The following is a 16,509-nucleotide window of genomic DNA, read 5'->3' as shown; positions in this document are numbered from 1 at the left end:
CGAGACTTATGTGCAAGCCCTGCTTGCGGCAACAAGGGGCATGCCCTACATGACCATGCATGAAACGCCCAATTCTATATCACCCCGACCCGCGCCTGAAAAAGTCCTGTGCTGCTGTTGCTGATCTGACCGATGATCTGCGCAAGCTGGCGGATGACATGCTGGCAACGATGTATGATGCGCCCGGTGTCGGGCTTGCTGCCCCTCAGGTTGGCGTCTTGACGCGTTTGGTCGTGTTAGATTGCGTGAAAGAAGAAGGCGAAAAACCACGCCCTTTAATCATGTTCAATCCCAAGATTGTGAGCGCGTCAGAAGAGTTAAACACATATGAGGAAGGCTGCTTGAGCATTCCTGAGCAGTTTGCCGATGTGACGCGCCCAGCCGAAGTAGAAGTGTCATGGATCGACCGTGACGGGAATGAACAGCATGAGACAATGGATGGTCTTTGGGCCACTTGCGTGCAGCACGAGATCGATCACCTCGAAGGCAAGCTGTTCATCGATCATATCAAACCTCTTAGGCGTCAAATGATCACCCGTAAAATGATCAAATTCAAACGCGAACTTGCTCGCGGATGAGCATTCTGCCCATCCTGCTGTGGCCTGATCCTAAGCTGATAGAAACTTGCACGCCGATTGAGGAAATCACACCGGAGATCGAAACGCTGGCAGCGGATATGTTGGAAACGATGTACGCGGCCCCCGGACGGGGCCTTGCGGGGCCACAGGTGGGTGCGATGTTGCGGATATTCGTCATGGATACTGGTTGGAAAGAGGGTAAGCCCGATCCGCTGGTTTGTATCAATCCGATGTTTCATGAGATTGGCGAAGAACGCGCAACCAATTCCGAAGGGTGCTTAAGCATCCCCGGCGTAAGCGCTGAAATTTCGCGCCCCGCGCAGGTCCAGATGGTTTGGACAGGCCTGAACGGTGGACGCTATGTCCAAAGCTTTAGCGGATTTGCCGCAGCCTGCGCCCAGCATGAATTAGATCATCTGGACGGCGTAGTTACCTTTGATCACCTAGATGCCGACACCCGCGCGGTGTTGGAAGCGGAGTATGCAGCATGACGGTTCGACCAATTTTGACATGGCCTGATAAACGCCTGCGCGTAGCCTGCGCAGACGTTCCAGAAGTGACCGATGAAATCCGCGCCATCTGGCAGGACATGATTGATACGATGGATGCCATGCCCGGTGTTGGTCTTGGTGCGCCGCAGATCGGCGTGTTGCTGCGTCTTGCTGTGGTGGATACCTCCGAGGCACGCAATACCCGTATTCGGTTGGCCAATCCCGAAGTGATTGATGCATCTGCGATCATGAACGAACACGAGGAGGCCTCGCCCTGTCTGTCGGGCGTATCGGCAAAGATAAGTCGCCCGCGCGGCGTGCGTGTCCGGTTTATGGATGAACATGGCGAAACTGTTGAGCGCGATTTTGTCGGGTTGGACGCAACCAGCGTGCAGCACCAGATCGATCACCTAGCGGGCAAACTGTATGTTGATCGCCTCAGTAAGATGAAACGCGATATGCTGCTACGCCGTGCGCGCAAGATGAAAGTCTAGCGCCATGCGGATCGTTTTCATGGGAACGCCGGATTTTTCGGTGTCGGTTTTGAATGCATTAGTTAATGCGGGCCACGAGATTGCGGCAGTGTATTCGCAACCGCCTCGCCCAGCGGGTCGCGGGAAAAAAGACCGCCCTAGCCCAGTGCATGCCCGCGCGGATGCTTTGGGTATTGAGGTGCGTACGCCAGTTTCCTTAAAAACAGCAGAGGCTCAAGCGGAATTTGCCGCGCTAAATGCTGATGCGGCAGTTGTTGTTGCCTATGGGCTGATCCTCCCCCAAGCTATCTTGGACGCGCCTGCATCTGGCTGTCTGAATATCCATGCAAGCCTGCTGCCACGTTGGCGCGGTGCGGCACCTATCCACCGCGCGATTATGGCGGGGGATGCGCAAACGGGAGTGTGTATTATGCAGATGGAAGCGGGCCTTGATACTGGGCCTGTTTTGCTGCGTGAGGCATTGGACATCGGTGCGGAAGAAACAACAGCACAACTGCATGACCGCCTTAGCGATATGGGGGCGCGTCTGATCGTTGATGCGCTTGGCCAGTTGAATGATCTCACAGCCGAGGTGCAGCCAGAAGCAGGTGTGACCTACGCCGCCAAGATAGACAAAGCAGAAGCGCGTATCGATTGGAGCCTGCCTGCGGATCAGGTAGATCGCCAAATTCGCGGTCTTTCCCCATTCCCCGGAGCGTGGTTTGAGTATGAAGGTACTCGGATCAAGGTGCTAGGTTCATGCGTGGTTGAAGGTGCTGGCGTTGCGGGAACAGTGTTGACTGACACGTTGAATGTCGCTTGCGGCGAGGGTGCCGTTGCGCTGACCCGCTTGCAAAAAGCGGGCAAAGGGGCGCAGGATGTGGATGTGTTTCAGCGCGGTGTACAGATCGCAACTGGAACTGAATTAATTCAAGGATAGTCCTATGTTTCCAACGATGATCGGCACAGTTGTGATCGCAGGGATCGTTGGCTATTTGGCCGAGAGATCCGAGTTCACACACAACGGGATTTTGCAATCCATCATCATCTGCATTGGCGGCGCATTTTTATTCTATTTTGTCAGATTGATGTTTGGCATTGGCTTTGGTTCGGCAGGGGTGAACGCCATCGTTTCATCTATCGGCGCACTGATCATGGTACCGTTCCACTGGCGTAAATAGCGCCCAAGGTTATTTTTTCGGTGGAGCGCTTTTGTAAACTGGCAGGTGCCAGCCGAACAAGATAGATCCTGCACGCAAAATCCACGTCATTCCTGCTCCAAAAATAAGGGGGTAGGGAACGTCGGGCAAATACATCTGTAAAAGGACTGCGGTGAAGGCCCCTGCAAATGCTGCAGTGACGTACAACTCACCTTGTTTGAGGACAACGGGTACATCACCAACAACCACATCGCGCATCAGTCCGCCCATGCATCCCGTCACAATACCCATCAAAACGACAATTGCGGGGCTTTGATTCAAGCTCATTGCGACACCAACACCAGCGGGAACAGCGACGGCAAGGGCCAGACTATCAAGCCAAATGATCGCGCGCAGGCGGCTTTCGAGTAAGTGCGCGCTAAAGAACGTGATCACTGCTGCGATGGCTGCGGCGCCCAGATATGCAGGTTCAGCGATCCAAAAGATTGGATTGCGGTCCAACAAAAGGTCGCGGATCGTGCCACCGCCCACTGCCGTAAGGCACGCGATAAATGCAAAGCCAACGAGATCAAGCTGCGCGCGGCTGGCGACCAGCGCGCCAGTGATCGCAAAGACGATGACTGCAGCATAATCTAGAAAGCCAATAAGGCTCATTTTGGTTTGAAAGGTGCCATGCCCGCACGGGCAAGCTCATCCGCACGCTCGTTCTCGGGGTGGCCTGCATGGCCTTTGACCCATTCCCATGTGACGCGATGACGGGCGTTGGCCTCATCAAGGCGCTGCCACAACTCGACATTTTTCACAGGTTTTTTGGCAGCGTTTTTCCAGCCATTTTTCTTCCAGCCGAAAATCCAGCCTGTGATGCCATTTTTCACATAGTTGCTATCGGTGACGATGGTGATCTCGGTGTCACGTTCAAGCGCCTCAAGTGCGTGGATCGCAGCCAACAGTTCCATACGGTTATTGGTTGTGTGTGCCTCGCCGCCCTTGAGCTCACGTTCCTTGACGACTTTGCCGCCGTCCATTGCTTGCATCAAAGCCCCCCAGCCACCGGGGCCGGGATTGCCTGAACAGGCTCCATCTGTATATGCGAATAATTTAGCCATCTGCGGCGAGTGCTATCCAATCAGCATAGGTGCCGTCCAGCCCCTTATCGCGTCCCGTGACCGAATTCGTCACTGTGAAACCAGCATCCCCCAGTAGATTGCGCAATTCGGTCTCGGTTACGTAGGTGTATTTGCGGCCGATTGTGTCCCTTTTGGTATCATCGCCAAGTTTCATCGCGATGTGGAACCCGCCTCCTGTACGCAGTGCCATGTGCAAAGACCGCAGGATGCGCGGTAGGGCGTCACGTTCCGCATGCAAAAGGCTGAAGTTCGCCCAGATGCCATCATAGATATTGGTGCCCGCTATCTCGTCAAAGGTTTTCACTTCGGCCCGGACACCCTGTTCCTGAGCAGCAAGAGCAATCATTTCCGGCACCGCGTCAACGGCGTGAACATCTAGCCCTGCCTTGGCCATTATGGCTGCGCTAATGCCGGGCCCACAACCCAGATCAAGCACGCTGCCACCGTTGGGAGTGGCGGCGATGAACGCGGCCAAAATTGGATCGCGCGCAGCAGGGCCGCTTGTGATGTTGGCATATTCTTCTGTCTTGGCCGCATAGACCGCAAGGGTTTCAGGATCGCTCATCTGTGTACTCCTATCATGAGGCCAGGTTGCTGTTGGTCTGGTTTTAGGCGCGCTCGAACGCGAGGCGGCCAGCGAGAGCAGCAAAGATTGCTGCAAAGGATCGGTTTAACCATGTCATCACGCGCGTCGATCCGAGCAGTCTGCGGCGCGCGGCGGCGGCAAAGACGCCATAAAGCACAAACACTGCAAAGGTCATGGCCATAAATACCGCTCCTAGCAACGCCATTTCAGCTGTTGCTGATGCGGCATTGCCTGAAAGGAAAGGTGGCAACAGCGCCAAGAAAAATATGGATAGTTTTGGGTTTAGGATGTTGATGAGTGCGCCACGTCGCGCGATCTGCCAGCCGCTGTCGTGGCTCTTTGATGCGCTCACGCTTAATGCACCGTCCTGTTTGAGGCTTTGCCATGCGAGATAAAGAAGGTAGGCAACACCCGCCCATTTCACGACAGAAAACAGCAAAGCGGATGTATGCAAAACTGCAGCCAATCCTAACGTAGCAGCCGCAAGATGTGGCACGATGCCAAACGTACACCCAACAGCGGCCCATAGCGCAGCGCGGGGTCCTTGGCCCAAACCCAGTGCAAGCGTGTAGATAACGCCGGTACCAGGGGCCAGCACAACGACAAGAGCAGTGAGCACAAATTGAAGTGAAATCATGTTAGCATCCTATCTCAGTGTATAGGCGCATAGCGTAACGGCATTTCCCCAGAGGGGAATAGAATTGTGCAGACGTAGGTTGCCCGAGAGAATCAGGCAGGTACGCGCAGGACGCGGGGCACTTTGAACTCTACGTTTTCAATGGCCGTTTCAACCAGCTCTTCGGTGACATCATACCGTGCTTTGAAGGCGTCGATGACCTCGTTGATCAGCACTTCGGGCGCTGATGCGCCTGCAGTGATCCCGATGCTGGTAATCCCGTCCAGCGCGCGCCAGTCGATGTCTTTTGCGCGTTGCACCAGTTGTGCATAGGCGCAGCCCGCGCGTGAGCCAACTTCGACCAATCGTTTGGAGTTTGACGAGTTAGGTGCGCCCACAACCAGCATAGCGTCACATTTTGGTGCAATGGCTTTGACCGCTTCTTGGCGATTTGTGGTTGCGTAACAGATGTCTTCCTTGTGGGGTCCTACGATCGCGGGAAAGCGCGCATGCAGTGCGGTCACAATATCAGCAGTGTCATCTACGCTCAGTGTGGTCTGTGTGACATAGGCCAATTTGGATGGGTCGCGAACCTCAACATGGGCGACATCTTGTGGTGTTTCGACCAGCAATACTTCGCCGTCAGGAAGCTGCCCCATGGTGCCAACAGTTTCTGGATGGCCTTCGTGGCCGATCATTATCATTTGTAGGCCTGCATCTGCGTGGCGCTGGGCCTCAATGTGGACCTTGCTGACGAGGGGGCATGTCGCGTCCACGTAAACCATGTTGCGGGCTTGTGCTGCATTGGGGACGGATTTTGGCACGCCATGGGCCGAAAAGATCACTGGCCGATCATCGGGACATTCAGACAGTTCCTCGACAAACACGGCACCTTTGGCGCGCAGCCCATCTACAACAAATTTATTGTGCACGATCTCGTGGCGTACATAAACGGGTGCGCCCCATTTGGTGATCGCCATTTCGACGATCTTGATCGCACGATCAACGCCCGCGCAGAAGCCGCGCGGGGCTGCAAGGTATAGTGTCAGGGGCTGCTTGGTCATTTTGATCTCCGCATTGGTCTACAGAGGTAAATGCGCCAAGCGGTCAGGTCTAGCCACCATTTGCCGCAGGTGCGTTTAATCAGCAGCGGGTACCGGATCACGAGGAGGGCGACCAACAACATCGCGCAAATCGTCCAGCTCGATAAAGTTATCTGCCTGTCGGCGCAGCTCATCTGAGATCATTGGTGGTTGGCTACGGATGGTCGATACAACTGAAACACGTACACCTTGCCGTTGCAGGGATGCGATCAGTGGCCGGAAGTCGCCATCGCCCGAAAAGATGACAATGTGATCAACGTGCGGAGCGAGTTCCATCGCGTCAACGGCCAGCTCGATGTCCATGTTGCCCTTTACCTTACGGCGGCCCATGCTGTCAGTGTATTCTTTGGCGGGTTTCGTAACCATGGAGAAACCGTTGTAGTGCAACCAATCAACCAGCGGCCGGATCGGAGAATATTCATCATTTTCCAAAAGGGCCGTGTAGTAGAATGCACGCAGCAGCTTCCCGCGGCGCATAAATTCGGATCTTAAGAGCTTGTAATCGATATCAAAGCCCAGTGTTTTGGCGGCTGCGTAAAGGTTAGATCCATCAATAAACAGCGCCAAGCGTTCATCTTTATAAAACATTATGCTTCCTCGGAAATACGCGCTGCTTGCAGCGAGAGAAAATTTTAGTCAAATATCGAATCAGGTCTGCGTAATTTGGAGGCCTGAACCGTTCCACCGTTCTATGTAGTCAGATTTGCAGATGTCTCAAGGTGCTGTCATGGGGAAAAAGGATGCCTCTCCTATCCAAAAGGATAGGGTGTGCTTGGTGGCGCTCGGTTCTAACCTAAAATTTGCAGGTGAAAGCCCAGCCATAGTGCTGGATGCTGCAATTCTTGCGTTGAGATCACGAGGATTTGTGATTCGGGCGTGTAGCAAGTATTTTGATACGCCTGCCTTCCCAGCGGGCGCTGGGCCCAACTTTGTGAACGCGACAATTGCGATTGAAACGGCTTTGCCTGCCGAGGTGATTCTAGCTCAGTTGCACGAAGTCGAAGCCGAAATGGGGCGAAGTCGCACGGTGAGGTGGGGGGCGCGAACGCTGGATCTGGATATCATTGCTGTGGGCTCGCAGGTATTGCCGGATGCGCAAACTCACCAGTACTGGCGCGAATTGCCGCTTGATAAGCAGGAAACTATCACACCACAGGAATTGATATTGCCGCATCCGCGTCTAGCGGAGCGGGCATTTGTGCTGGTGCCTCTGATGGACATCGCGCCTGAGTGGCGACATCCTATCACCGGAGTGACTATTAGGCAGATGCATGATGCTTTGTCCGCCGCACAACGAAGTGAGGTGATTGCCCTATAATACGTGCTTGTAAATCAGGACGAACGAGCCTAGGTAGCCTTTTCTAACAGATATTTTTATTGGAGCGTCCAATGGCCCGCGTTACCGTCGAAGATTGTGTTGATAAAGTCCCGAACCGGTTTGAACTGGTTATGCTAGCGGCGCACCGCGCACGTGAAATCTCGGCAGGTTCTACAGTGACTGTGGATCGTGATAACGATAAAAACCCTGTTGTTTCCCTGCGTGAGATCGCTGATGAGACACAATCCGCTGATGATCTGCGGGAACGTCTGATCGAAAGCAATCAAAGCCAGATCGAAGTCGATGAACCTGAAGAAGACGCAATGGCGATTCTTATGGGTGCCGAGCAGGACAAGCCCGAAGAAGACAGCATGTCCGAAGAAATGCTTTTGCGGCAGCTTATGGCGGCGCAAGGGCAGGGGTGATAGCGGCGGGAATGACCTTCTTCCTGCCTGAGGGTTGAGGCAGATCATGACAACCACTGCCGATGACCTTGTCACATTGGTTCGAGGGTTTAACCCCAAAACAAACGAAGCGCTGATCCGCGCGGCTTTCGCTTATGGCGAGAGAATGCATCAGGGTCAGTTCCGCCATTCCGGTGAACCTTATTTTACGCACCCAGTTGCTGTTGCCGCTATTCTGGCAGAACAGCAACTGGATGATGCGACCATCATCACTGCTCTGTTGCATGACACTATCGAGGACACTCCGGCGTCTTATAGTGAGGTGCAGGAACTGTTTGGCACAGAGGTTGCTGAGCTGGTTGATGGCGTCACCAAGTTGACCAACTTGCAGCTAACGTCTTCTGAGACAAAGCAAGCCGAGAACTTTCGCAAGCTGTTCATGGCAATGGCCAAGGACCTGCGGGTTATCTTGGTTAAACTCTCTGATCGCCTGCACAACATGCGCACGATCAAGGCAATGCGCCCTGAAAAGCAATCGCAAAAAGCACGTGAAACCATGGATATCTTTGCGCCACTTGCGGGCCGGATGGGTATGCAGTGGATGCGTGAAGAGCTGGAAGATCTGGCCTTTCGCGTTTTAAACGCCGAAGCCCGCCAATCGATCATTCGTCGCTTTATTATGCTGCAAAAAGAGACAGGCGATGTGATTGAGCGGATCACAACTGACATGCGCAAGGAGCTGGCCAACGCTGGCGTTGAGGCCGAAGTGCTTGGCCGTGCCAAGAAGCCCTATTCGATCTGGCGAAAGATGGAAGAGAAGGAGCAGTCGTTCTCGCGGCTGTCCGACATCTACGGATTTCGCATCATTACCGCGAACGAAGACGACTGCTATAGGGTGTTGGGCGCGATCCACCGCCGTTGGAGTGCCGTTCCGGGGCGGTTCAAAGACTATATCAGCCAGCCAAAAACCAACGGGTATCGTTCGATCCACACCACTGTGTCTGGACGAGACGGCAAACGGGTCGAGGTGCAAATCCGTACCCGCCAGATGCATGACGTAGCAGAGACAGGCGTGGCTGCGCATTGGTCGTATCGTGACGGTGTTCGGTCGCGCAACCCCTTTGCGGTAGATCCAGCTAAATGGATTGCGCAGCTCACCGAGCAGTTTGATGGTGAGGATGATCATCAATCGTTCCTCGAAGCAGTGAAGCTGGAAATGTACGCAGATAAGGTTTTCTGCTTCACGCCCAAGGGCGAAGTAATTAAGCTGCCAAAAGGCGCAACACCAATTGATTTTGCATATGCGATTCACACCAGAATTGGGTCGGCCTGTGTTGGGGCGAAAATTGATGGTATCCGTGTCCCGCTTTGGACGCGGGTTAAGAACGGTCAATCGATAGAGATCATCACAGCCGAAGGGCAAACACCTCAGGTGACGTGGTTGGATATTGCAACCACGGGCAAGGCAAAGACTGCCATTAGGCGGTCCCTGCGTGAAGTAGATCGCGAAAGATTTGCCAAATTGGGGCGTGAGCTTGCGCGGTCGGCGTTTGAACACGTTGGTAAGAAAGTAACCGATAAGGTTCTTGCAACAGCCGCACGTGCGTTGCGTGTGAATGGTGTGGACGATCTGTTGGTACAGCTAGGTAGTGCGGAAAAAACAAGCCGCGAGGTTGTTAGTGCCGTCTATCCTGAACTTGGCAAAGTGAACGGTGAAGAAGTGGATCGCCGCCGCGCTGTTATTGGCCTGGAACTGGGCCAGTCGTTTGATCGGGCGCCCTGTTGTGAACCCCTTCCGGGCGAGCGGATTGTGGGCATCACATTTCGCGGTAAGGGCGTGATCCTTCATGCGATCGATTGTGACCGCCTGAGTGAGTATGAAGAACAACCCGAGCGGTGGCTTGATTTGCGTTGGCATGACGGGAGCCATCCAGCAGCGTATGGTGTTACAATCGACCTGACCGTTGCAAATGATCCCGGTGTTCTTGGGCGCATCTGTACCTTGATCGGCGAGGCAGGGGCCAACATAGCAGACCTCAATTTTGTGGAACGTAAGCCCGATTATTTCCGCTTGTTTGTACACGCAGAGTTGCGGGACGCGGCGCAGCTGCATTCACTGATGCTGACCCTTGAGGCCGAAGGCGGTGTTGCAGCGCTCAGCAGATATCGAAATATGGACGCCGTACCGGATATGAAGTCGTTGGGGGGGGACGGAAGGTGATCTTCAAACGCAGAGATCCAAAGCCATTCCTTCGTTCGATGGCTGAGTTCTTGTGGCCTCGCGGTGGATGGGGGCGGGCGTTTCACTATGTTAAACACCGCATGCGTCGATTGCCCGATAGCCCGGAACGCATTGCGCGCGGCATTTGGGCAGGCGTTTTTATCACCTTCTCACCATTATTCGGAATGCACTTTTTCTTTGCAGTCTTTTTGGCAAAGTTAATGAAGGGCAACATTCTGGCATCCCTGATGGCGACCTTTGTCGGAAACCCGGTGACATTTGTGTTTATCGCACTTTCGTCTCTTAAGTCTGGGCACTGGATTCTAGGTACTGAGTTGGAGCAAGGTGAGCTGCGTTCTTTGAGCCGAAAGTTCTCGAATGCAGGTAGTGACCTTTGGCACAATGTGCTGTCGATTTTTACGTCTGACACGATGGATTGGTCGGGCCTTACAATCTTTTCGCGGGATGTTTTTTACCCTTATCTGATTGGCGGCATTTTACCCGGTATAATCTTTGCAACATTGGGCTACTACTTGGCTGTACCGTTGTTACGTGCATATCAAAGACGGCGCAGAGGCGCGATCAAAGCTAAGTTTGAAGCGCTAAAAGCGAAGACTGCTGCGAAAGCGGAAGAGAAAAAAAAGGCTGCGAAAGAAAAGAAGGGACAAGTAAATGGCTGAGCTGGAAAAACTTCGTTTGGGCATAAACATCGACCACGTTGCGACTGTGCGTAATGCACGGGGTGGGCACACGCCTGATCCGTTGCGCGCGGCCCGCATCGCGCAAGAGTCTGGTGCAGATGGCATCACGGCGCATTTGCGCGAAGATCGTCGGCATATTTCGGATGCTGACATCGAAGGGTTAATGGATATTCTGACCGTGCCTCTCAATTTTGAGATGGCTGCAACGGATGAAATGCAAAAGATCGCATTACGCCACAAGCCGCACGCGGTATGTATTGTCCCCGAAAAACGCGAGGAGCGCACAACTGAGGGCGGTCTTGAAGTCGCGCGTGAAGAAAACCGTCTTGCTCATTTTATCGCCCCATTGCGCGAAGCAGGTAGTCGCGTGTCGATATTCATTGCAGCGGAACCAGCCCAGATCGAAGCCGCGAATCGTATTGGTGCCGAAGTCGTAGAACTGCATTCTGGCGCCTATTGTGATGCGTTTCACGAGGGCCGTTTTGAACAAGCAGATTTGGAATTGGGTAAACTGCGGGAGATGGCCAGTTTTGGCCACTCGCTGGGGCTTGAGATGCACGTCGGGCATGGTTTGACTTATGATACAGTTTCTCCTGTGGCGGCTTTCCCCGAAGTGCGTGAACTGAATATCGGGCATTTCCTGATCGGTGAGGCAATTTTCTTGGGGCTTGCACCCGCGATGGCAGAAATGCGCCGCTTGATGGATGAGGCCAGAGGAAACCTGGTTTGAAAAACGGATTGAGTAGTGCAGGCAGTTCAATCGGTAAAGATGGAAGCTAAAGCGTGATTTTAGGCATCGGAACAGACCTCGCCAATATTGAACGTATTCAAGGGACGCTGGAACGGTTTGGCAACCGTTTCCGCAACCGTGTTTTCACAGATGTTGAACAAGCTAAAGCGGAGCGTCGTAAAGACGTAGTTGGCACCTATGCCAAGCGCTGGGCGGCAAAAGAGGCATGTTCAAAAGCGCTGGGGACAGGTTTGCGTATGGGGATCAGCTGGCGGGACATGGCTGTCAGTAACCTTAAGACAGGCCAGCCTGTGATGGAGGTAACTGGATGGGCGGCTGATCGCCTAACCTCCATGACACCGGAAGGCCATGAGGCCATCATCCATGTCACATTGACCGATGATCATCCTTGGGCGCAGGCGTTTGTGGTCATCGAAGCCCGCCCGCTACCTCAACCCACAGGTAGCGCACCTTGACACTGCGCGCCGCCCTGCGCATGTAACCCACATAAAAACATTAGGAGCGCCGCATGGCCAAGACGGAAAAAACGGGCAATGCCGTTGTCGAGACGATCAAAACGGTTGTCTACGCGCTGCTCATCGCAGGTGTGTTCCGGACCATGTTTTTTCAGCCGTTCTGGATTCCGTCGGGCTCGATGAAAGAGACACTGCTGATTGGTGATTTCTTATTCGTGAATAAGATGGCTTATGGGTATTCCTACGCGTCCTGCCCCAGCATTGTAGTGCCACGTTTTGGTATTAACCTAGATGCGCAAAAACTGTGCGGCGCATTTGATGGTGACAATAAGCGCTTGTTTGGTGGCGACCCAGAGCGCGGAGACGTTGTTGTATTTCGTCACCCAACATCAGGCCGCGACTATATCAAACGTTTGATTGGTTTGCCGGGGGATAAAATTCAGGTGACGGGTGGTGTTGTTCAGATCAACGGAGAGGCTGTTCCGCAAACACCGGATGGCCAATTTGAAGAATTGATGGAACTTCAGGGTCCCCAAGGGCTGCGTCCACGATGTGCCAATGGCGCGGTTGGACAGGGCGGTATTTGTGTCAAAGACCGTGCAATGGAAACCATGCCAAATGGCAAAACCTATAAAGTGCTCAATATTGGGCCACAGGCATCTGACCGCACAGGCGTCTATTCGGTGCCCGAAGGCTATTACTTCTTTATGGGCGATAACCGCGATAACTCTGCTGACAGCCGTTTGGCGCAAGCAGCAGGCGGCGTTGGTTTCGTTCCATATGAAAACCTGATCGGCCGTGCCGACCGCATCGTATTCAGCTCCAGTGGGCGTTCGATGTTGTTCTTTTGGACGTGGCGCGGTGACCGCTTTTTCAAAGGAATCAAGTGAAGCTTTCGGCAGAACTCAAAGCGTTTGAACAACGCCTTGGTTATCAATTCCTGACGCCCAAACTATTGAGCGAAGCGGTTACGCACGCGTCAATGTCTACGCCTAACCGCGATGATAACCAGCGGTTAGAGTTTTTGGGTGACCGTGTGTTAGGGTTGGTAATGGCCGAAGCATTGCTGAACTTGGACACTCAGGCATCTGAAGGGCAATTGGCCCCTCGGTTTAATGCGTTAGTACGCAAAGAAGCATGTGCCGACGTCGCCCGCGAAATCGACATCGGTGCCGTGTTGCGGCTTGGGCGGTCCGAAATGCTATCAGGTGGTCGCCGCAAACAAGCCCTGTTGGGCGATGCGATGGAAGCTGTGATTGCTGCGGTCTACATGGACGGTGGATTTGATGCTGCGCGCGCACTGATCCTACGCCTATGGGGTACACGCACAACTTCTGTTAAAGACGATGCACGAGATGCAAAAACATCGCTGCAAGAATGGGCACAAGCACGTGGGCTAGAACCGCCAGCTTATGTCCTGACCAAACGGAGTGGGCCGGATCACGCTCCGATATTTACAATCGCCGCGCGCCTGTCCACGGGACAGACTGCCAGTGCGACAGCAGGCGCGAAACGCGCCGCAGAACAGGACGCCGCAGCCTCGCTGTTGGCCCAATTGGAGCTAGAGACATGAACACAACACCGACACGCGCGGGGTTTGTTGCCCTCATTGGGGAGCCTAACGCAGGCAAGTCCACGCTGCTAAACCGGATGGTCGGGGCGAAGGTCTCGATTGTGACGCATAAAGTTCAGACAACGCGCGCCCGCATTCGCGGTGTCGCTATGCAAGAACAGAGCCAAATTGTGTTTGTGGATACGCCGGGCCTGTTTGAGCCGCGCCGCCGGTTGGACCGTGCCATGGTTGCTGCCGCGTGGGGCGGTGCTGCGGATGCGGATGTTGTTGTATTGTTGATCGAGGCGCAGCGCGGTTTGACCGAGGGCGTTGAGCGTATCCTAGAGCGGTTGAACGAAATCGGTGAGGGTGCCCGTGTCGCGCTGGCGATCAACAAAATTGACCGCGTAGAAGCGCCAAAGTTGTTGGGCTTGAGCCAAAAGTTGAATGACGCGTACCCTTTCATTGAGACATTTATGATCTCAGCTGAAAAAGGACATGGCGTCGAAATGCTCAAGACGTGGCTTGCAGGTGAAGTTCCTGAAGGTCCGTGGCTTTATCCCGAGGATCAGATCGCTGACTTGCCAATGCGCATGATCGCAGCTGAGATGACTCGCGAGAAATTAACACTGCGCCTCCATCAGGAATTGCCCTACCAAATGACGGTTGAGACCGAAAATTGGGAAGAGCGTAAAGACGGCTCCGCCAAGATTGACCAGCTGATCTATGTTGTGCGCGATGGCCACAAGGGAATCGTTTTGGGCAATAAGGGCGAAACAATCAAAGCTGTCGGCAAAGCTGCGCGTGAAGAAATGGAAGAATTTCTGGGGCGCAAGATTCACCTGTTCTTGCAGGTGAAAGTCCGACCAAATTGGCTGGAAGAATCCGAACGCTATTCAGAAATGGGTCTGGAGTTTAAGGACGGCAATCAGTGATGAGTTGCTTTCTTCTTACAGATCGGTGGATGATTTGCCTCGTTTAACTGCGCGGTTCTGGGTGGATGCCTATCTGGCCAGACTGCGGATGTATGACATCCCTGCCTATGTGGTTGCGCATGGTGATGACACGGGCGGTGCCGTTCTGGTAAAACTCGCGACGCTCGATGGCAATGCCGTCCTATTTCAGCGTTCGTTTGATTTGATGAGCGGCGATCGGGTCTGGGTTGAATCGGCCAAAGGCGCGGAACGGGACGTTGATGAAGCCGTAGGCAAGCAACGTTCGTTTGATCCTGACCTTTGGGTGATCGAGGTTGAGGACCGTGAAGGTCGTCACCTGCTGGACCAAGAAGGTCTGGCCTGATGGAATGGCGCGATCAGGGAATACTGCTGAGTTCGCGCCGCCACGGGGAGACCTCGGCCATTATTGAGGTGTTTACACCCAGCCAAGGACGCCACGCAGGGATTGTGCGGGGTGGGACCAGCAGAAAAATCGCTCCAATCTTGCAACCGGGTGCTCAGCTTGATCTAACGTGGCGCGCGCGGCTTGAAGATCATATTGGTGCTTTTAATGTCGAACCTGTGCGTAGCCGCGCCGCAATTGCCATGGGCGGGCGGCTGTCGCTGGCTGGCCTCAACGCGGTCACGGCATTGATCAGTTTCAGCCTCCCTGAACGAGAGGCGCACCTGCCGCTTTATTCTCGTACCGAAGCCTTGCTGGACTTGTTGGGGCAAGATGAAGTCTGGCCACTGGCGTACCTCCAGTGGGAACTGAGCCTGCTGTCCGAGTTAGGGTATGGGCTTGATCTGAGCGAGTGTGCTGTGACTGGGGCGACGGATGATTTGATCTATGTTTCGCCAAAGTCGGGACGCGCGGTATCTCGTGAAGGGGCCGGAGAATGGGCTGATCGCTTGCTACCATTACCTGATGTAATGCGCGGTATTGGTGCTGGTGATGATGAAGAAATTGTACTGGGGTTTAAGACTACAGGCTATTTTTTAGAAACGCATCTAGCTGCTGATTTAGGATCAAAGCCACTGCCTGAAGCACGGGCGCGCTACATCGAGGCGTTTAATCGGTCCCTCTAAATACCATTTCAAGCCCGTCCGTATTTGAGAGGATCAACGTGTTGCCTGCAACTTCGGATAAGGTGGCCGCTTCAAGTGCGGTCAGGAAGGTGGTTTCTACGGCTAAGTCGGGGCAAGCCATGCGAGTGCTGCCGATTGGCCCTGTATCGAACCACGGATAGGGGGCAGTCATCGCGCCAAAGTAGCGGTTGCAAGGTCCTTGCCCAACGATTTCACCGGGCTTGGGAAACGTGAGTGTGGCGGTAGCAGGAAACGATGCGCCATTTAATTCCGTGAGGGTCCAGACCTGATCAGCGCCGCCAAAGGCGCGCACGGTTTCATCTTCACGGCAGGCGGCAAGCGAGACCACCAGCAAAGCGCACGTGATCATCACCTTCATGCGAGGGCCACAATCGTATCAACGAGTGCATCAAAAGCGGCAGTGGTATCTGCTTCGGCGCGTAGGTGGGGCAAGCCAATCAAAGTGGCAAGGATGGCGTGGCCAAACGCAGGGTTACGCAGGCCAAATTGTCGTAACAAGTGATTGAGGTAGGTTGAGCGTTCGGCATCAACCTCTGTGAGGCTTGCTGCAACAATGGGATCACTTTGGGCCCAAGCACGCAGGGCAGCTTCGTTTGGATTGTTTAAAATGGCGTGCCCAAATGCCAGCAGACGGGCGTCAGCAGGGCCGCTTTCGCCAAGCCTTTCAACAACATCGGCCAAAGCTTGTGCATGCCAGTGACGCAACAGTGCTGCGTGATAGGCGGGAACATCTTTGAAATGCCAATAGAATGACCCTTTGGTCGTTCCCAATTGGCGGGCCAATGGTTCTGCAGCCAGTGCTTGGGGCCCTTGTGCCGCAAGCGCTGCAAATCCTGCATCGATCCATTTTTCGGGGGATAGTTGGGTGCTGCTCATATCGTTAGAGGTAATTGGAGGAGGGACGCGCCGCAAGGGCACGCCCCGATTG

At 54.1% G+C, this 16,509-nt stretch carries 24 protein-coding genes; 16 read left to right on the top strand and 8 right to left on the bottom strand.

What is annotated here, in order from left to right; all coding sequences use genetic code 11:
- The first annotated feature begins 59 nt into the window (after positions 1–59).
- The 5 genes from def (V7775_RS03045) to V7775_RS03025 are packed head-to-tail and all read left to right on the top strand — an operon-like array spanning position 60 to position 2,723.
- Positions 60–578, top strand: coding sequence for a peptide deformylase (gene def / locus V7775_RS03045; protein WP_335750384.1), 519 nt, complete (start codon positions 60–62; stop codon positions 576–578).
- On the top strand, positions 575–1,069 hold the full coding sequence (def, locus tag V7775_RS03040; protein WP_335750383.1) for a peptide deformylase: 495 nt from the start codon (positions 575–577) through the stop codon (positions 1,067–1,069). Before def (V7775_RS03045) ends, def (V7775_RS03040) begins: the two co-directional genes overlap by 4 nt.
- Positions 1,066–1,563, top strand: a complete 498-nt coding sequence (gene def / locus V7775_RS03035) for a peptide deformylase (protein ID WP_335750382.1) — start codon at positions 1,066–1,068, stop codon at positions 1,561–1,563. Before def (V7775_RS03040) ends, def (V7775_RS03035) begins: the two co-directional genes overlap by 4 nt.
- Before the next feature lie 4 nt (positions 1,564–1,567).
- The gene (fmt, locus tag V7775_RS03030) at positions 1,568–2,482 is read left to right on the top strand and encodes a methionyl-tRNA formyltransferase (protein ID WP_335750381.1); all 915 of its coding nucleotides are present in this window, start codon (positions 1,568–1,570) and stop codon (positions 2,480–2,482) included.
- 4 nt (positions 2,483–2,486) lie between these two features.
- A complete protein-coding gene (locus V7775_RS03025) occupies positions 2,487–2,723 on the top strand; it encodes a hypothetical protein (RefSeq protein WP_335750380.1) in 237 nt (78 codons plus the stop codon).
- Between the two features lie 9 nt (positions 2,724–2,732).
- On the opposite strand, the gene V7775_RS03020 is transcribed toward V7775_RS03025, so the two are convergent.
- The 6 genes from V7775_RS03020 to V7775_RS02995 form a co-directional block, all read right to left on the bottom strand.
- Complete coding sequence (locus tag V7775_RS03020; RefSeq protein ID WP_335750379.1) at positions 2,733–3,356, bottom strand: trimeric intracellular cation channel family protein; 624 nt, start codon at positions 3,354–3,356, stop codon at positions 2,733–2,735.
- Entirely contained in the window at positions 3,353–3,808 is a 456-nt protein-coding gene (rnhA, locus tag V7775_RS03015) for a ribonuclease HI (protein WP_335750378.1), read from the bottom strand. The genes V7775_RS03020 and rnhA overlap by 4 nt, the downstream gene beginning before the upstream one ends.
- Positions 3,801–4,394, bottom strand: a complete 594-nt coding sequence (locus tag V7775_RS03010) for a class I SAM-dependent DNA methyltransferase (RefSeq protein WP_335750377.1) — start codon at positions 4,392–4,394, stop codon at positions 3,801–3,803. Before V7775_RS03010 ends, rnhA begins: the two co-directional genes overlap by 8 nt.
- Before the next feature lie 43 nt (positions 4,395–4,437).
- Positions 4,438–5,052: a LysE family translocator gene (locus tag V7775_RS03005; protein ID WP_335750376.1), complete on the bottom strand. Its 615-nt coding sequence runs from the start codon at positions 5,050–5,052 to the stop codon at positions 4,438–4,440.
- Positions 5,053–5,144: 92 nt separating this feature from the next.
- Complete coding sequence (gene ispH / locus V7775_RS03000) at positions 5,145–6,095, bottom strand: 4-hydroxy-3-methylbut-2-enyl diphosphate reductase (RefSeq protein WP_335750375.1); 951 nt, start codon at positions 6,093–6,095, stop codon at positions 5,145–5,147.
- Positions 6,096–6,170: 75 nt separating this feature from the next.
- Positions 6,171–6,722: a LabA-like NYN domain-containing protein gene (locus V7775_RS02995; RefSeq protein WP_335750374.1), complete on the bottom strand. Its 552-nt coding sequence runs from the start codon at positions 6,720–6,722 to the stop codon at positions 6,171–6,173.
- A 187-nt stretch (positions 6,723–6,909) separates the two neighbouring features.
- On the opposite strand from V7775_RS02995, the gene folK reads away from it, so the two are divergent.
- From folK to recO, 11 genes are all read left to right on the top strand, one after another.
- A complete protein-coding gene (gene folK / locus V7775_RS02990; protein WP_335750373.1) occupies positions 6,910–7,452 on the top strand; it encodes a 2-amino-4-hydroxy-6-hydroxymethyldihydropteridine diphosphokinase in 543 nt (180 codons plus the stop codon).
- A 71-nt stretch (positions 7,453–7,523) separates the two neighbouring features.
- A complete protein-coding gene (gene rpoZ, locus V7775_RS02985) occupies positions 7,524–7,877 on the top strand; it encodes a DNA-directed RNA polymerase subunit omega (RefSeq protein WP_335750372.1) in 354 nt (117 codons plus the stop codon).
- 46 nt (positions 7,878–7,923) lie between these two features.
- Positions 7,924–10,077 carry a RelA/SpoT family protein gene (locus tag V7775_RS02980; protein ID WP_335750371.1) on the top strand — a complete coding sequence of 718 codons (2,154 nt, stop codon included), beginning with the start codon at positions 7,924–7,926 and terminating at the stop codon, positions 10,075–10,077.
- Positions 10,074–10,757 (top strand): DUF2062 domain-containing protein, encoded by a 684-nt coding sequence (locus V7775_RS02975; protein WP_335750370.1) that lies wholly within the window; start codon positions 10,074–10,076, stop codon positions 10,755–10,757. Before V7775_RS02980 ends, V7775_RS02975 begins: the two co-directional genes overlap by 4 nt.
- On the top strand, positions 10,750–11,508 hold the full coding sequence (locus V7775_RS02970) for a pyridoxine 5'-phosphate synthase (RefSeq protein WP_335750369.1): 759 nt from the start codon (positions 10,750–10,752) through the stop codon (positions 11,506–11,508). The genes V7775_RS02975 and V7775_RS02970 overlap by 8 nt, the downstream gene beginning before the upstream one ends.
- Before the next feature lie 53 nt (positions 11,509–11,561).
- Positions 11,562–11,984, top strand: a complete 423-nt coding sequence (gene acpS / locus V7775_RS02965) for a holo-ACP synthase (RefSeq protein ID WP_335750368.1) — start codon at positions 11,562–11,564, stop codon at positions 11,982–11,984.
- A 53-nt stretch (positions 11,985–12,037) separates the two neighbouring features.
- Positions 12,038–12,874 (top strand): signal peptidase I, encoded by an 837-nt coding sequence (gene lepB, locus V7775_RS02960; protein ID WP_335750367.1) that lies wholly within the window; start codon positions 12,038–12,040, stop codon positions 12,872–12,874.
- Entirely contained in the window at positions 12,871–13,557 is a 687-nt protein-coding gene (gene rnc, locus V7775_RS02955) for a ribonuclease III (RefSeq protein WP_335750366.1), read from the top strand. Before lepB ends, rnc begins: the two co-directional genes overlap by 4 nt.
- Positions 13,554–14,471 (top strand): GTPase Era, encoded by a 918-nt coding sequence (gene era, locus V7775_RS02950; protein ID WP_335750365.1) that lies wholly within the window; start codon positions 13,554–13,556, stop codon positions 14,469–14,471. Before rnc ends, era begins: the two co-directional genes overlap by 4 nt.
- A gap of 34 nt (positions 14,472–14,505) precedes the next feature.
- Complete coding sequence (locus V7775_RS02945; protein ID WP_335750364.1) at positions 14,506–14,835, top strand: DUF1491 family protein; 330 nt, start codon at positions 14,506–14,508, stop codon at positions 14,833–14,835.
- Positions 14,835–15,560, top strand: coding sequence for a DNA repair protein RecO (recO, locus tag V7775_RS02940; RefSeq protein WP_335750363.1), 726 nt, complete (start codon positions 14,835–14,837; stop codon positions 15,558–15,560). Before V7775_RS02945 ends, recO begins: the two co-directional genes overlap by 1 nt.
- Here recO and V7775_RS02935 read toward each other — a convergent pair.
- Together V7775_RS02935 and V7775_RS02930 are read right to left on the bottom strand one after the other, a co-directional pair.
- Positions 15,544–15,939 carry an META domain-containing protein gene (locus V7775_RS02935; RefSeq protein WP_335750362.1) on the bottom strand — a complete coding sequence of 132 codons (396 nt, stop codon included), beginning with the start codon at positions 15,937–15,939 and terminating at the stop codon, positions 15,544–15,546. The genes recO and V7775_RS02935 overlap by 17 nt on opposite strands.
- Complete coding sequence (locus V7775_RS02930; RefSeq protein WP_335750361.1) at positions 15,936–16,457, bottom strand: TetR/AcrR family transcriptional regulator; 522 nt, start codon at positions 16,455–16,457, stop codon at positions 15,936–15,938. The genes V7775_RS02935 and V7775_RS02930 overlap by 4 nt, the downstream gene beginning before the upstream one ends.
- Positions 16,458–16,509: the final 52 nt, after the last annotated feature.

It is taken from the genome of Sulfitobacter sp. (assembly GCF_036960155.1).
Taxonomy (GTDB): domain Bacteria; phylum Pseudomonadota; class Alphaproteobacteria; order Rhodobacterales; family Rhodobacteraceae; genus Sulfitobacter.
The sequence above is the reverse complement of the archived record's forward strand: the minus strand, read 5'-3'. Positions and strand labels throughout refer to the sequence as shown.

Bases quoted from the DNA above. Each gene is read 5' to 3' on its own strand.
- V7775_RS03020 (WP_335750379.1), bottom strand. From the start codon at position 3,356: ATGAGCCTTATTGGCTTTCTAGATTATGCTGCAGTCATCGTCTTTGCG.
- def (WP_335750382.1), top strand. From the start codon at position 1,066: ATGACGGTTCGACCAATTTTGACATGGCCTGATAAACGCCTGCGCGTA.
- V7775_RS02930 (WP_335750361.1), bottom strand. From the start codon at position 16,457: ATGAGCAGCACCCAACTATCCCCCGAAAAATGGATCGATGCAGGATTT.
- ispH (WP_335750375.1), bottom strand. From the start codon at position 6,095: ATGACCAAGCAGCCCCTGACACTATACCTTGCAGCCCCGCGCGGCTTC.
- V7775_RS03010 (WP_335750377.1), bottom strand. From the start codon at position 4,394: ATGAGCGATCCTGAAACCCTTGCGGTCTATGCGGCCAAGACAGAAGAA.
- def (WP_335750384.1), top strand. From the start codon at position 60: ATGAAACGCCCAATTCTATATCACCCCGACCCGCGCCTGAAAAAGTCC.
- V7775_RS03005 (WP_335750376.1), bottom strand. From the start codon at position 5,052: ATGATTTCACTTCAATTTGTGCTCACTGCTCTTGTCGTTGTGCTGGCC.
- recO (WP_335750363.1), top strand. From the start codon at position 14,835: ATGGAATGGCGCGATCAGGGAATACTGCTGAGTTCGCGCCGCCACGGG.
- lepB (WP_335750367.1), top strand. From the start codon at position 12,038: ATGGCCAAGACGGAAAAAACGGGCAATGCCGTTGTCGAGACGATCAAA.
- era (WP_335750365.1), top strand. From the start codon at position 13,554: ATGAACACAACACCGACACGCGCGGGGTTTGTTGCCCTCATTGGGGAG.
- V7775_RS02935 (WP_335750362.1), bottom strand. From the start codon at position 15,939: ATGAAGGTGATGATCACGTGCGCTTTGCTGGTGGTCTCGCTTGCCGCC.
- V7775_RS03025 (WP_335750380.1), top strand. From the start codon at position 2,487: ATGTTTCCAACGATGATCGGCACAGTTGTGATCGCAGGGATCGTTGGC.
- rpoZ (WP_335750372.1), top strand. From the start codon at position 7,524: ATGGCCCGCGTTACCGTCGAAGATTGTGTTGATAAAGTCCCGAACCGG.
- V7775_RS02995 (WP_335750374.1), bottom strand. From the start codon at position 6,722: ATGTTTTATAAAGATGAACGCTTGGCGCTGTTTATTGATGGATCTAAC.
- rnhA (WP_335750378.1), bottom strand. From the start codon at position 3,808: ATGGCTAAATTATTCGCATATACAGATGGAGCCTGTTCAGGCAATCCC.
- def (WP_335750383.1), top strand. From the start codon at position 575: ATGAGCATTCTGCCCATCCTGCTGTGGCCTGATCCTAAGCTGATAGAA.
- V7775_RS02980 (WP_335750371.1), top strand. From the start codon at position 7,924: ATGACAACCACTGCCGATGACCTTGTCACATTGGTTCGAGGGTTTAAC.
- V7775_RS02970 (WP_335750369.1), top strand. From the start codon at position 10,750: ATGGCTGAGCTGGAAAAACTTCGTTTGGGCATAAACATCGACCACGTT.
- fmt (WP_335750381.1), top strand. From the start codon at position 1,568: ATGCGGATCGTTTTCATGGGAACGCCGGATTTTTCGGTGTCGGTTTTG.